Origin of the sequence: Nocardioides endophyticus, from assembly GCF_039543845.1 — a bacterium.
Lineage (GTDB): Bacteria > Actinomycetota > Actinomycetes > Propionibacteriales > Nocardioidaceae > Nocardioides > Nocardioides endophyticus.
The window spans coordinates 241926-255255 of sequence record NZ_BAABKN010000009.1; the positions used below are offsets into that span (position 1 = coordinate 241926).

16 protein-coding genes, 2 tRNA genes and 1 riboswitch are annotated in these 13330 nt (G+C 69.7%); of the genes, 10 read left to right on the top strand and 8 right to left on the bottom strand.

Features of this window, described 5'->3' with window-relative positions; all coding sequences use genetic code 11:
- The first annotated feature begins 16 nt into the window (after positions 1-16).
- The 3 genes from ABEA33_RS07155 to ABEA33_RS07165 are packed head-to-tail and all read left to right on the top strand — an operon-like array spanning position 17 to position 1892.
- Positions 17-664, top strand: coding sequence for an SDR family oxidoreductase (locus tag ABEA33_RS07155; protein WP_345526036.1), 648 nt, complete (start codon positions 17-19; stop codon positions 662-664).
- Positions 661-1497 carry an NAD(P)-dependent oxidoreductase gene (locus ABEA33_RS07160; protein WP_345526037.1) on the top strand — a complete coding sequence of 279 codons (837 nt, stop codon included), beginning with the start codon at positions 661-663 and terminating at the stop codon, positions 1495-1497. Before ABEA33_RS07155 ends, ABEA33_RS07160 begins: the two co-directional genes overlap by 4 nt.
- Positions 1497-1892, top strand: coding sequence for a carboxymuconolactone decarboxylase family protein (locus ABEA33_RS07165; protein ID WP_345526038.1), 396 nt, complete (start codon positions 1497-1499; stop codon positions 1890-1892). Before ABEA33_RS07160 ends, ABEA33_RS07165 begins: the two co-directional genes overlap by 1 nt.
- A 50-nt stretch (positions 1893-1942) precedes the next feature.
- Here ABEA33_RS07165 and ABEA33_RS07170 read toward each other — a convergent pair whose 3' ends face one another.
- The 4 genes from ABEA33_RS07170 to orn form a co-directional block, all read right to left on the bottom strand.
- The gene (locus tag ABEA33_RS07170; RefSeq protein ID WP_345526039.1) at positions 1943-2368 is read right to left on the bottom strand and encodes a type II toxin-antitoxin system VapC family toxin; all 426 of its coding nucleotides are present in this window, start codon (positions 2366-2368) and stop codon (positions 1943-1945) included.
- Positions 2365-2616 (bottom strand): type II toxin-antitoxin system Phd/YefM family antitoxin, encoded by a 252-nt coding sequence (locus ABEA33_RS07175; RefSeq protein ID WP_345526040.1) that lies wholly within the window; start codon positions 2614-2616, stop codon positions 2365-2367. The genes ABEA33_RS07170 and ABEA33_RS07175 overlap by 4 nt, the downstream gene beginning before the upstream one ends.
- A 94-nt stretch (positions 2617-2710) precedes the next feature.
- A tRNA-His gene (locus ABEA33_RS07180) sits at positions 2711-2786 on the bottom strand.
- A gap of 41 nt (positions 2787-2827) precedes the next feature.
- Complete coding sequence (orn, locus tag ABEA33_RS07185; RefSeq protein WP_345526041.1) at positions 2828-3484, bottom strand: oligoribonuclease; 657 nt, start codon at positions 3482-3484, stop codon at positions 2828-2830.
- A gap of 221 nt (positions 3485-3705) precedes the next feature.
- On the opposite strand from orn, the gene ABEA33_RS07190 reads away from it, so the two are divergent.
- From ABEA33_RS07190 to ABEA33_RS07205, 4 genes are all read left to right on the top strand, one after another.
- Positions 3706-4179, top strand: a complete 474-nt coding sequence (locus ABEA33_RS07190) for a MauE/DoxX family redox-associated membrane protein (protein WP_345526042.1) — start codon at positions 3706-3708, stop codon at positions 4177-4179.
- The gene (locus ABEA33_RS07195) at positions 4179-4910 is read left to right on the top strand and encodes a DsbA family protein (RefSeq protein WP_345526043.1); all 732 of its coding nucleotides are present in this window, start codon (positions 4179-4181) and stop codon (positions 4908-4910) included. The genes ABEA33_RS07190 and ABEA33_RS07195 overlap by 1 nt, the downstream gene beginning before the upstream one ends.
- A gap of 19 nt (positions 4911-4929) precedes the next feature.
- Positions 4930-5952 (top strand): adenosine deaminase, encoded by a 1023-nt coding sequence (locus ABEA33_RS07200; protein ID WP_345526044.1) that lies wholly within the window; start codon positions 4930-4932, stop codon positions 5950-5952.
- A gap of 104 nt (positions 5953-6056) precedes the next feature.
- The gene (locus ABEA33_RS07205; RefSeq protein ID WP_345526045.1) at positions 6057-6716 is read left to right on the top strand and encodes a response regulator transcription factor; all 660 of its coding nucleotides are present in this window, start codon (positions 6057-6059) and stop codon (positions 6714-6716) included.
- Positions 6717-6719: 3 nt separating this feature from the next.
- On the opposite strand, the gene ABEA33_RS07210 is transcribed toward ABEA33_RS07205, so the two are convergent.
- The 3 genes from ABEA33_RS07210 to ABEA33_RS07220 form a co-directional block, all read right to left on the bottom strand.
- Positions 6720-9116, bottom strand: a complete 2397-nt coding sequence (locus ABEA33_RS07210; RefSeq protein ID WP_345526046.1) for an SCO7613 C-terminal domain-containing membrane protein — start codon at positions 9114-9116, stop codon at positions 6720-6722.
- A 90-nt stretch (positions 9117-9206) separates the two neighbouring features.
- Complete coding sequence (locus ABEA33_RS07215; RefSeq protein ID WP_345526047.1) at positions 9207-9959, bottom strand: hypothetical protein; 753 nt, start codon at positions 9957-9959, stop codon at positions 9207-9209.
- 522 nt (positions 9960-10481) lie between these two features.
- A tRNA-Arg gene (locus ABEA33_RS07220) sits at positions 10482-10558 on the bottom strand.
- Positions 10559-10853: 295 nt separating this feature from the next.
- Between ABEA33_RS07220 and ABEA33_RS07225 the strand changes: the two genes are divergently transcribed.
- A complete protein-coding gene (locus ABEA33_RS07225; RefSeq protein ID WP_345526049.1) occupies positions 10854-10982 on the top strand; it encodes a hypothetical protein in 129 nt (42 codons plus the stop codon).
- Between the two features lie 106 nt (positions 10983-11088).
- Entirely contained in the window at positions 11089-12297 is a 1209-nt protein-coding gene (locus ABEA33_RS07230) for a glycoside hydrolase family 6 protein (RefSeq protein WP_345526050.1), read from the top strand.
- A 6-nt stretch (positions 12298-12303) separates the two neighbouring features.
- On the opposite strand, the gene ABEA33_RS07235 is transcribed toward ABEA33_RS07230, so the two are convergent.
- A complete protein-coding gene (locus tag ABEA33_RS07235; protein WP_345526052.1) occupies positions 12304-12705 on the bottom strand; it encodes a PGPGW domain-containing protein in 402 nt (133 codons plus the stop codon).
- A 145-nt stretch (positions 12706-12850) separates the two neighbouring features.
- Positions 12851-12992: riboswitch (cyclic di-AMP (ydaO/yuaA leader) on the top strand.
- On the opposite strand from ABEA33_RS07235, the gene ABEA33_RS07240 reads away from it, so the two are divergent.
- Positions 12992-13312: a transglycosylase family protein gene (locus ABEA33_RS07240; protein ID WP_345526054.1), complete on the top strand. Its 321-nt coding sequence runs from the start codon at positions 12992-12994 to the stop codon at positions 13310-13312. It overlaps the preceding riboswitch by 1 nt.
- The last annotated feature ends 18 nt before the right edge of the window (positions 13313-13330 follow it).

Consider the following 13330-nt stretch of genomic DNA (forward strand, 5'->3'; position numbering starts at 1 on the left):
GGGTGCCTCGGTCGTCGTGGCCGACCTCAACGTCGAGTCCGGCGAGCGGGTCGCGAAGGAGATCGAGGCGGCCGGGGGTACGGCGCTGTTCGTGCGCACCGACGTCTCCTCGCACGAGTCTGCGGCTGCGATGGCCGAGGCGGCCGTCGCGGCGTACGGCGGCATCGACGGGCTGGTCAACAACGCCGCCATCTACGGCGACATGGCCTTCGACCTGCTGATCAGCGTCGACTGGGACTACTACAAGAAGTTCATGTCGGTGAACATGGACGGCGCTCTGGTGATGACCCGCGCGGTCTACCCCGAGATCCAGAAGCGCGGCGGCGGCTCGATCGTCAACCAGAGCTCGACGGCGGCGTACCTCTACTCCGGCTTCTACGGCCTCGCCAAGGTCGGCGTCAACGGCCTGACGCAGCAGCTCGCGCACGAGCTCGGCGGCCTCAAGATCCGGGTCAACGCCATCGCTCCCGGCCCGACCGACACCGCTGCCACCCGCACGCAGGCCGGCGAGGCGGCCAAGGACCTGGTCAAGGGCCTCGCCCTGAAGCGGATGGGGCAGCCCGAGGACATGGTCGGTGCCTGCCTCTTCCTGCTCTCCGACGAGTCGTCGTGGGTGACCGGGCAGATCATCGCCGTCGACGGCGGACAGACGTTCCGAGCATGACCACACGCGTTGGGTTCATCGGGCTGGGCAACATCGGCAAGCCGATGGCGCTGCGGCTCGCGGCGAGCGACGAGATCGAGCTGACCGTGTACGACGTCGCGCCCGACCCGGTCGCCGAGCTCGAGAGGGCCGGCGCCCGTGCGGCGACCAGCGTGGCCACGCTCGCGAGCCAGGCAGAGGTCATCTGCGTGATGGTCCGAGACGACGACCAGGTGCGCGACGTGCTCGGCGAGGCGCTCGGCGTGGCCGGTGACGGGCACACCGTCGTCATCCACTCGACGGTGGCCCCGGACACTCCCGCTGCCCTGGCAGACACGGCGGCCCGACACGGTGTCCAGGTGGTCGACGCGCCCGTCAGCGGCGGCGCGATGGGCGCCGCCGACGGCACGCTGGCGATCATGGTCGGCGGGTCGGACGAGGCCTTCGCGGCTGCCCGCCCGGCGCTCGACGCGATGGGCTCGCTGGTCACGCACGCGGGACCGATCGGGTCCGGCACGAAGTTCAAGCTGGCTCGCAACCTGATGCACTTCGTCGCGTTCACCGCGGCGACTGAGGCGCAACGTCTCGCCGAGGCCGCCGGCCTCGATCTGGTCGAGCTCGGCAAGGTGGTGCGCCACACCGATGCAATCACCGGGGGGCCGGGCGCGATCATGCACCGCGCGACGACGGCGCCGATCGCCAAGGACGACTTCTGGTACGGCGTGTTCGAGCACGTCACCGCGCTGGGGGAGAAGGACCTGACGTTCGCGATCGCGCTCGCGGACGAGCTCGACGTCGACGTACCGATGGCAAGCGAGGCGCTCGCCCGCCTCGGAAAGGGACTGGGACTCTAGTGGGCAAGTTCGACGACCTCTCGGAGCAGCGGCGACGCGGTCTGGAGAAGATGGAGTCGGTCTACGGCTTCGACATGACCGACGGCGCGGGTGACTTCTTCGGCATCACGGCCGACCACCTCTTCGCCGAGATCTGGAACCGCCCCGGCCTCACCGACCGGGACCGGCGGCTGCTGCTCATCGGCCTCCTCGCCGGCAGCGGTGGCCACGACGTGCTGACGATCCAGATCCCCGCGGCGTACGCCGCCGGCGAGCTCGACGACGAGCAGCTGCGCGAGATCGTGATCTTCCTCTGCCACTACGCCGGCTGGCCCAACGGCGCCCGGATCAACTCGATCGTCGAGGACACGATCGCGAAGGCGGAGCGGCGCAGGAAGGCCGAGAGCCAGGGCTGATCGCCCCGCCCGACTCGGGTGAGCAACGGGACTCGAACCCGCGACATCCACTAGGTGGTTGGCAGGGGGAGGTTCAGGTCGACGATCTCGGCCCCGGTCGAGGCGAAGTCCTTGGCGTTGAGGGTGTAGAGCGGCAGGTCCTCGCTGATGGCGACTGCGGCGATCATGGCGTCGAAAGCGCGGGCCTTCGGCTTCCGGCCGGCTGCGCGCAGAGCGGCGGCAATGGGGCCGAAGGCACGCGCAGCGGCGGCATCGAAGGGCAGCGGGTCTCCGAAGTCTGCCTCCGCCTGTTGGAGGTGCTGCTGGCGCGCAGCTCGGTCGGCCGGATCGACGGCGACCAGGGGGCCGACGGTCAGCTCCGCCAGTGTGACGGTGGTGATGATGGACTCGATGGGGAGACGCTGCGGATCGACCTCGCCGAGACGAATGACCGCATTCGTGTCGAGAACTCCCCGATCATGCGGGCGCGCGGTCACAGCGACTGATCCAGGACTGAGTCGACGTCAGCCCGCAGCGCATCGGCGTCGACCGGGGGGAGGCTCTTCCTGCGAGCCACCAGTTCTGAGGCGGAGCGGCTTCGCCGGGGGAGCGGCCGCAGCTCCGCAACCGGTGCGCCATCGCTGGTGATGGTGAGTGTCTCGCCGTGCTGCACTCGCGCCAGGACGTCGCCTCCGCGGTTGCGGAGGTCGCGGACGGAGATCAGGCGATCGGGAGTGGCACCCACGACCTCAATGTATCACCCGTGAGACAGGCCTTGGGGTACCTGTGAAAGGCATCGAGCCCCTGACCTGTCAGTACAGGTCAGGGGCTCGCATGACTGGGGTGAGTAACGGGACTCGAACCCGCGACATCCGCCACCACAAGGCGGCGCTCTACCAGCTGAGCTATACCCACCACGTTGGTCCCAGTGGGACCGAGGAGAAAGTGTAGGGGAACTACTTGCCGTTCGTGGAATCGACCTCGGCAACCGGACTCTCGTCCCCGGTCAGGCCGGTGAGAGCGCCGCCGTGGCGGGCCGCGATGGCGCGGGCGACGTCGCTCTCCGGACCGGGCGAGGGCACGAAGACGGCTTCGCGGTAGTAGCGCAGCTCCTCGATGCTCTCCTGGATGTCGGCGAGGGCGCGGTGGTTGCCGCGCTTCGCCGGCGCCTGGAAGTACGCGCGAGGGAACCAGCGCCGCGACAGCTCCTTGATCGAGGAGACATCGACGATCCGGTAGTGGAGGAAGGTCTCCAGGGTGGGCATGTCGCGGGCCAGGAAGGCACGGTCGGTGGCGACCGTGTTGCCGGCCAGCGGAGGACGGCTGCCCTCGGGGCAATGCTCCTTGATGTAGGAGAGGACCCGCTCCTCGGCCTCTTCGAGCGTCACGCCGGAGTCGAGCTCACGGGTGAGTCCGGACTTCTCGTGCATCTCGCTCACGAAGTCGTTCATCTGGTCGAGCGCCTCCGGCGGCGGCTTGACGATGATGTCGATGCCCTCACCGAGCACGTTGAGCTCGAAGTCGGTCACCAGGGCCGCGACCTCGATGAGCGCGTCGGCGCCGAGGTCGAGTCCGGTCATCTCGCAGTCGATCCAGACGAGTCGGTCATTCACGAGAGGCACCCTACGCCGGGAGCCCTGCGACCGACCGGCCGCAGGGCTCCCTGACGTGGTGTGACAGCGCCTACCGGTAGTAGACCTCGGCCCGGCGGTTCTTCCAGGCCGTGTTGCTGACCGGCTGCTGCATGGCCATCGCGACCTGCGAGACGGCCTTCGGGGAATCGGGACCTTCGCCTCTCAGACACGACTCAGACAGAGCCCCTAGGGTTCCTTCTGTGAAGGAATGGGTGGGCCTGCTGCTGCGCCTGGTCGTCGGCGGGGTGTGGATCGTCGCTGCCGGGCTGAAGGTCACCGATCCGGCCCAGAGCGTCGCTGCCGTCCGCGCCTACCAGCTGCTGCCCGGCAGCCTGGTCACCCCGGTGGGCCAGCTGCTGCCGGTGATCGAGCTCGTCGTCGGCGTGATGCTGGTGATCGGCCTGCTGACCCGGGGTGCCGCCGTGATCTCGGCCGTCCTGTTCGTCGCCTTCATCATCGGCATCGCCTCGGTATGGGCGCGCGGGATCAACATCGACTGCGGCTGCTTCGGCGGCGGTGGGGCCGATCCCGACGCGGCGTCGCAGTACCCCTGGGAGATCGCCCGCGACGCCGCCCTGCTGGCCGCGTCCCTGTTCCTGGTCTGGCTGCCGTCCACCAAGCTGTCGCTGGACTCCGTCCTCTTCCGCCGTACGCCCGTGCCCGAAGGATCCTGATGTCGAAGAAGAACCGCACCAACGACCGCGCCAGCCGCGCCGCCGCTGCACTCGCCGAGCAGGAGCGGCAGGAGAAGCGCCGGCGCAACCTGATGGTCGGCGGGGTCGTCGGCGTGATCCTCGTGATCATCCTGGGCGGCTACTTCATCTCGCGCAGTCTCGACAGCACGACTGACGTCGACGCTCCGTCGGCCGGCAGCGAGTTCGGCCTGACCATCGGTCCCGACGACGCGCCCAACAAGGTCGTCATCTACGAGGACTTCCTGTGCCCGTATTGCGGTGACCTCGAGGCCGCGAGTCGAGATGACTTCACGCAGCTCGCGGCCGACGGCAAGGTCCAGGTGGAGTACCGGCCGTTCAACTGGCTCTCCAGCCTCGGCGACTACTCGGCACGTTCGGCGGGCGCCTTCTCGATCGTGCTCGACAAGTCCGGAGCAGACGTGGCCAAGAGGTTCCACGACCTGTTGTACGAGAACCAGCCGGAGGAGAAGGGTCCCTTCCCCAGCGACGACGACCTGGCGGACCTGGCGGTCGAGGCCGGAGCCAAGGACGCCGACGTCCGGGAGGCGATCTCTAACAACGACGGGGCGGACTGGGTCGAGCGGGCCACCAAGTCGGCGGTCGACACCGGTCTGCAGGGCACGCCGACCGTGCTCCTCAACGGCGAGGTGTTCCAGGACGGCAGAACCGTCGAGGACATCGCGAAGAACCTGATCGCCAAGCTCCAGTAGGCCCTGCGATCATCGCCTGATGCTGTCCGACTTCATCGCCAAGCTGCCCAAGGCTGAGCTCCACGTCCACCACGTCGGCTCCGCGTCGCCGCGCATCGTCTCCGAGCTCGCCGAACGGCACCCGGGGACGGTTCCGAGCGACCCGGAGGAGCTGCGCCGGTTCTTCGAGTTCCGCGACTTCGGACACTTCATCGAGGTCTACCTCGCCGTCGTCGCCCTGATCCGTACTCCGGAGGACATCCGCTACCTCACCCATGAGGTCGGCCGCGAGATGGCGACCGAGCAGGGGCTGCGGTACGCCGAGCTCACGTGCACGCCGTACACCTCGGTGCGGCCCGACAGCGACGAGCTGGGGATGCCGATCGAGGCCTACACGGAGGCCATCGAGGACGCCCGGGTCGCGGTCGAACGCGACTTCGGGCTGGTGCTGCGCTGGATCTACGACATCCCGGGGGAGTTCGGCGTTCCCTCGGCCGACGCGACCCTCGACTACGCGCTCAACCACCGCACGGACGCCCTGGTCGGCTTCGGTCTCGGCGGTCCGGAGGTCGGGGTGCCGCGGCCTCAGTTCCAGCCGCACTTCGACGCCGCTCGCGCCGCCGGCCTGCACAGCGTGCCGCACGCGGGTGAGACGACCGGGCCGGAGACGGTCTGGCACGCCATCCAACTGCTCGGGGCGGAGCGGATCGGGCACGGCACGTCGTCGGCGCAGGACCCCGCGCTGCTGGCCCATCTCGCCGAGACCGGCATTGCGCTGGAGGTCTGCCCGTCGTCGAACATCGCGACCCGGGCCGTCACTCGGCTGGAGGACCACCCGATCCGCGCCTTCCGCGAAGCCGGGGTCACGATCACCGTCAACTCCGACGACCCGCCCATGTTCAACACCACGCTGAACCGCGAGTACGAGATCGCGGCCGACCTGCTCGAGCTCGACGAGGCCGGCGTAGCCGACCTGGCTCGCAGCGCCGTACGCGCGTCCTTCGCGGACGACGCGACCAAGTCCCGGATCCTCACGGAGATCGACCAGTACGCCGGGAGATGATTAAGGCCCCGCGAGCTCATACCAAGCGGGGCCGAGTCCTTTGTATCGCTCGGCGGTGCCGCTGCAGGGCATTGGCGCGCGTGTCGGGGCATAACATGTGCCACATGTCGCCTCCTCCGATCCGGGTCGCGGTCGTCAACGACTACGAGATCGTCGTCGCGGGCGTCGCGGCCATGCTCGCCCCCCACCGCGACCGCATCAGCGTGGTGGAGCTCGACTCGAGCCTGCCGGTGCTGAGCGACGTCGACGTGATCCTCTATGACACCTTCGCCGCCATTCAGGGCGACGGTGTCGACCTCGACGACCTGGTGCGCGGCGGCGACGCGAAGGTCATCATCTTCAGCTGGAACCTGGACGAGCAGCTCGTGCGTGCCGCTCTCGAGCGCGGCGCTGCCGGCTATCTCTCCAAGGGGTTGGACGCCGAGCAGGTCGTCGCCGGGATCGAGGCCGTCCAGCGCGGCGAGACCGTGACCCCGCCCGAGTCGACAGAGTCGGGGGAGCGCACCGCCAACGGCGAGTGGCCCGGGCGGGAGTTCGGGCTGAGCGCACGCGAAGCGGAGGTACTCGCGCTGATCACCCAGGGGTTGAGCAACCGGGAGATCGCTCAGCGCACGTATCTGTCGATCAACTCGGTGAAGACCTACATCCGCACGGCGTACCGCAAGATCGCCGTCAGCCGGCGCGCGCAGGCGGTCGCGTGGGGCATACGGCACGGTTTTGAGCCGGACCGGGTCCGCAGCGTGGTGCCGCACTCGCAGCGCTGACGCTCACTGCAACCGGCGCAGGTAGCCGGCGGCGTACCGGACGTCGCGGATGCGGTGCTCCCAGGTGATGCCGACGACGGTGAGCAGGGTGCCGGCGACCCCGATGAGTGCCCACTGCGGCACGGCTCCGGCGTACGGCGCCAGCTCGCGCAGCACCAGCAGCGCGCCGACCACCGACCCGACGACGAGCGGTGCGCTCCAGCGGAGCCGGACGCCGATGAGCACGAGCACCAGACAGCCGGCTCCGAGGAGCACCGCGCGGGTCGTGACCGGGTCGACCAGGACCCACAGCAGCGACGGCACGGTCGCCAGGACCAGACCCGGGCCGAGCGCCCGCGCGGTGGTCATCGTCTCGTCGCGACGGAGCCGCACGAGGCCGAGGATCAGCAACGCCACGGCGCTCGGCAGGGTGTAGGCCTCGGGAGCCTCGACGCCGAGGTCGGCGAGCCGCACCCACGTCGCGGCGGCGAGCAGGGCGCCTCCGGGCCAACCGAGCTGGCGCCGGTCCGCATGGATCAGTGAGCTCGCGGTCACCATCGCGCCGGCGACGGTGAGGTGGGGCGCCAAGGAAACGGAGGTGTCGCCGGCCGCCGCGATGGCGCCGTTCGCCGCGACGAGCGCCGCCAGCGCCGAGCCGACCTCGACCTCGTGCTCGGCGAGGCCGATCGCGAGCACGCCGACGAGGACGAGCACAGGCAGCGCCCGCCACTCCGGCGCCACGCCGGCCGTTGCCAGGCCCGACCAGACAAGGCCGCCCGCCGCCATCGGGAGAAGCAGACCGCCGGCCTCGGCGGCCATCGAGAAGGCGCCGCGCCACCGGACGGCTGCGGCTGCGGCGACGCCCAGGGCGGCAACGACGGTGGTCAGTGCGGGACTCGGCACCGCCACGGCGAGGGCGGCCAGCAGCACGAGGCCGCTGGCACTGGCCTCGACCGCACCCACCGCATCTCCACGGCGTACGGCGTCGGCGAGGAGCGCCGCGCTGATCGCGGCGAGTCCGGTGGTGATGACCCACAGGGGGACCGGGTAGAGCGCTAGTGTGGCGACCACGCTGACCGCGACGAGCGTGCCGCCAGCGACGAGCAGGGTCCCGGTCCGCGATGCCAGCGCCTCGACAGCACCCACGAGCGCGGCGACACCGACTGCGAGGAGGAGCGGTGCTGCCACGGGGTCGGGGTCGCCGAGCCGCAGGCCGACCGTGGCGGTGAACGGGGGAGCGGTGTTGGCGGCGTTGACCGCCGCCTGGACCGCGAGTGCTGCCACCACGCTCAGGACCGGCGCGGCGCCCGGTGCCATCGAGACCAGCGCGACGATCCGCCACCGGGAGGGCGCGACCACGGCGACCGCGGTCCAGGTGGCGAGCACTGCGAGCCCCGTCAGGGCCAAGGTCGTTGCGCTCTCGTCGACGGCCGGCACCGCGACGGTGATGGTGACCAGTACGGCAGCACAGGTGGTCAGGGCCTGGACCACGAACCTGTGCTTGCGGTCGACGAGGAGCGGGAGCAGCACGAGCAGCGATGCAGCGAGTAGCGCGTAGCCGTGGCCGTCGAGCCACAGCGCGCGCCAGGTGGCATTGCTGGTTGCCTCGCTCAGCCCCGAGAAAGCAAACCCGGCCCACCACAGTCCGCCGCCGACCAGAGCGGCGACCCACAGGATCATCAGCGAGTGGAGTCGGGTGAGCGCCGCCAGGGCGGCGTACCCGACCACGACGAGTGCGGCGACCAGCTGCCACCGCTCAGTCGCACCCAGGAGGCCGAAGCCGACGCCGGACAGGGCGAGCGCCGCGACGAACTGCGGGGCACCGAGGCGGGTGGCGGTGCTGAGCGCGAGTGCTGCGACCAGCACCGTGCCGCTGCTGACGGCGACGAGGACACCGTCGGAAAGGCCCCCGAGCCACCCCGCGTTGTCGGCGCCGACGACGTCGAGGGCCAGCAGTCCGAGCGAGACGGTCGTCAGCGCGTCGCCGGCGACCCGCAGCTTGCGCCGGCCCAAGGCGACCCCGAGGCCACCGCTCACGAGAGTGAGGCCGACGAGCACCGCCGTACGCCCTCCGACCCCGAGCCAGGTCCACGCGACTGCCAGGAAGATCACCGCGGCGACGAGCAGGCAGAGCGCTCCGAGCGAGAGCAGAATCCGTGGCACCGAGGCGCCGCTCAGACCCCGCCGTTGTCGGGGAGCAGGCGTCGGAGCCGGGTACGGCGTGCGCTCGGCGGCCGCCGGCTGCTTCGCGGACTCAGTCCGCAACCGCGCGAGCAGATCGTCGGCCTTGCGCAACGTCTGCAGCAGCTCGGAGGCGAGAGGACCGCGCAGATCGATCCGGCAGCTCGGGCACCGGGACACGTCGATCGGTAGTCGCGCGCTGCAGTCGGGACAGGAGAACGGGTCTGCGTAGCGGGCCATGCGCTCATTGACCCATCGGGCGGTGGTCGCTGTCGTGAGTACGCGGACCTAGATGGCGCAGAGTGCGACGGCTGCGATGGTGTCCTCTGGCTAGGTGTCGCGGAGTCGACGCAAGCGCAACGCCGCGTTGCCCATCCAGATCAACAGGGTGGGGATGAGGCCCAGCGTGAAGCCGGTGACGAGAAGCGCCAGGTTGAACGTCTGGTTCCAGGTCACGTCGTTGAACGACGCCGAGAATCTCTGCGCTCGAAAGGTCCAGTCGCGGGTCGCGGTCTCATACCTTCCGATGCCCCGCGTCGGGTGGAACGGGACGTGCCAGCTGACGTCGCCCACGCGAGAGAAGCCGCCGGTCGTCGGCTGGCTGGCGTTCTCGTACTGGAAGTTCGAGCCGCCCAGCACAACGACCCGCATGGGGTCGAACTGCTCGCTCCAGACTCTCTCGACCTGGCGCTTCTGCGTGATGCTCTTGCCTGTCGGGAACACGACGTCGACAGAAGGCACGCTGAGCGACCTGGTGCCGGCATGGTCGCGCCAGAGGTCGGCCGGATCGATCTCGCAGAAGACGGCGGTGTCACTGCTGGCCTCGTCCGAGGACAGCGTGACCTCAGCCGTCGATGAACCGCGGAGGGATCCGACGAAGGAGTCGATCGGGACGTCGATCTGACCGCCGGAGCCCGGGACGGTGACGCCGCACTTCTGGAGGATTCGACTCGATCCGCGGATGGTCGCCGACACTCTGGTCGGCCCCTGACGGGTGAGATCGTCCTGGAATCCGAAGGTGAACGTGCTCAGCCTGCCGGTCGCATCCGGCGGTGCGATGTGCCACGAGATGATAGGGGCCATTTCGGTGAATCCAACGTCCGCGTCTATCTCGATGAGGACGGAGAGGTAGTCGGCAGCCTCGTACGGGGCTGGATTCGGTGCGACCAGGACCGGCCCGAGTCGGGCCACTGCGTACAGGCAGAGCAGAAGCAACGCTGCCGAAGCGCCGACACCGCGACGAGCGCGGCCCAGCTGCCTGGACCTGACCTCCGAGGCGCGCTCCCTCGATACTCGGTCCAACGCACTGGCACGTTCCGACCTGAGAAGCGCGTCCCTTTCACGATCAGCGCGGACCTCTTCCTCGCGATGTCGGCGGCGCTGAGCCAGGAGATGTCGCGCAGACACGTGTTGGTGCGCCGCTGGCCTGCTACGCCGAGTCCGACGGGACGCGCTAGTCACCCAGGGGAGCCAGTTCGACGAGAGCCATGTGCTCAGCCTCTAGGACTCGAGCCCCAGTTGTCTTCGATTCCAGCCAGGCGTCACGCCACGTGCTCCATGCGCGTCGCGACTCTCTAGGTGCGCAGGTCGATCGGCGGTTCCGGATGGCGCCCCCGGCAGGACTCGAACCTGCGACCAGCGGATTAGAAGGCCGCTGCTCTATCCAGCTGAGCTACGGAGGCCAAGGGTCGGAACTACGGTCGGAACAACCCTCGGCATGACCCCGGTGTAGTTCCGCCCGGCTAGAAACCGCCCGGGTCAGTATGCACCAGAGCGCACGGCGGTCTGGCACCCAGTCGATCGTGGCTGTGCGCGGTGCCCGCCGTGGACGGGTAGGAGTCCGCTCAACCGGACCCGAGGCCGTCGGAGGATTTGTGTCCGACTCGTGATCCGGGAGGGATCGACGGTCCGTCGTCAGCCGGAGCACGATGGGATCGCTAGTCGACCGGAACTCGGCCGGGCGACGGAGGGAATGTCATGACTGTGCAGCGAGGCGATCACCCAACTCGGGATGTCCAGGCAGCGGCGTGGTGCGTGCTGGTCGCGCTGCTTGTCCTGGTCGCGGCCGTGGCCGGTGTCGAGGACCTGATAGTCCGCCTGCCCTAGCCGGTTGTAAGCCTCATCTCGCAGGCAGGCCTGCCGATCTGTGAAGGCGTACGGCGTCCGGACTGCACCCTGAGCCATCCGGACCCTGAACCCTGGAGTTCCACAGATGCTCTTCCGCCGCCTCGGTCTGCGACGTGCCGTCACCACCGTGCTCGCCTTCGCCTGCGTCAGCGGGATCGTCGGCGCGCCGTACTCGCTCGCATCCGCCCAGGTGGACGCGCCCGCGACGGCGTACGCCCGGGGGACGCTCGCGCCGTCGACAGAGGTGTGGCAGCAGGCCGAGCGACCGTACGACGAGAACAGGTCGAACCCGCTGGCCGACCGGGTCTGGGGCGTCTATCAGGGCCCGCAGGACCAGACGTCGGGCCCGTTCCTCGCCTCGAACGGGAAGAAGCGCGAGCTGCTGGCGAAGATCGGGATGCGCCCGAAGACCAAGTGGTACGGGACGTTCGTCCCCGACAACGGCATCCGGGCAACCGCCGAGAGCCACATCGCGTCCGCCCAGGCGGGCGATCCGGACAAGCTCGTCCAGATCGCCGTATTCCGGATGAAGCCGTGGGAGCACGAGGCCTGTGAGCGGCGCTCGACGCCGCAGGAGAGGCGCAGCTACAAGCGTTGGATCAACGAGCTGGCCGCGGGCATCGCGGACACCCCGATGCTCGTCGTGATGCAGCCCGACGGGCCGTTCCTCTGGTGCACGCCGGACAGGGCGGCGAAGTCGCGGCTCCTGACGTACGCCACCCAGAGGCTGTCCGCGCTGTCCCGCACCAGTGTCTACATCGACGCCGGCGCCGCCGACTGGTGCGAGAACGGTCGCGGCAACGACCCCGAGCGGTGCGCGCAGCTCCTCATGAGCACCGGCGTCGAGTACGCCCGCGGCTTCGCCCTCGACTCGACGCACTACACCGGGCCCGCCGAGAACATCGCCCACGGGACGAAGATCGTGGCGGCGCTGCGGCGTGCTGGCTACGGGACCAAGCACTTCATCATCGACACCGCGAAGAGCGGTCGCCCGACGATGTGGAACGACATGATCCCGGAGGGCAGGAAGGACCTGAAGGACAACGCCCGCGTCTGCCGCACCGCCATCCAGACCCGGTGCGTCACCCTCGGGATCCCGCCGACCGTCCGCACCGCCGACCCGAGGTGGGGTCTGTCGGAGGGAGACCGGGCCCTGGCACGGCGCTACGTCGACGGTTTCGTCTGGTTCGGCCGACCCTGGCTCTACAACCAGGCCGACCCGTTCATGATGAAGCGGGCGCTGACCATGGCGAGGTCGACGCCGTGGCCGGGGCCGTTGCTCAGCACTCCGTGACGGGGGTCAGGCGAGGGCCTGGGTGCCGATCAGTGCTGTGATCGCCGAGGTCGCCGCGGTGGTGGCGACGATGAAGCCGGCGGTGGCGACGAGACCGGCCATGCGGCGGGCGCGGGAGCCTTCGCGGGGGAAGACAACGGCGCGGACCCGGGACAGCCCATGGCCGAGGAGGCCGAGGGCGTGGCGCGCCCACTGGTACTCGAGCGCGAGCAGCGCGAAGCCCAGAGCGATCACGACGAGCCCGGGTCCGGGAAGGACCAGCATCGCGACGCCGGCGGCGATCAGGAGCGGGCCGCCGACCGTGACGAGCACCTTCACCATCACGGCGCGGACCGGGCCGGCGTTGGACCACGCCTCGACGCGGGTCAGCAGGGCGTGGGCACGCGGCGAGAGGGAGTGATCGGGCACGCCTCAGGGTGACAGCCCGGCCTGAGAGGCAACTGAGCGAGTTTCGGCCCAGGCAATTTGGATGAGCGCGACTCTCGACCTACCGTCGAGGGGTCCCGGCAGACCGGGGCCGCCCGCCGCCACGCCGAGCCCCGTCCGGCAGTGGGTGACTCGAACACCGAGGACGGGGACGGGGGACCCAGGTCTCCGGGTCGTACGACGACCCTTGGGGTGCAGCCGCCACGCGCGGCCGGGCAATCTCCGCCCGAACCCGACAGCTAACTCCGCAGGCGTCGAGGAGAAACACATGCGCATGCGCACTCTGGCGTCCGCTGCCGCCCTGGCGGCGACCACGCTCGTCCCCGTCGTGGCAATGGACACATCTGCCCAGGCGGCCCCGATCCGGAAGTGGGACCGGATCGCACACTGCGAGTCCGGGGGCCGCTGGCACATCGCCACCGGCAACGGCTACTTCGGTGGCCTCCAGATCAGCAAGTCCACCTGGGACGGGTACGGCGGCCGCAAGTTCGCCCGCTACCCACACGGCGCCACCAAGCGCGAGCAGATCAAGGTCGCGGAGCGGATCCAGAACGGTCAGGGCTGGGGCGCCTGGCCCAGCTGCGCCTGACGTCGTACGGCGAGGAGG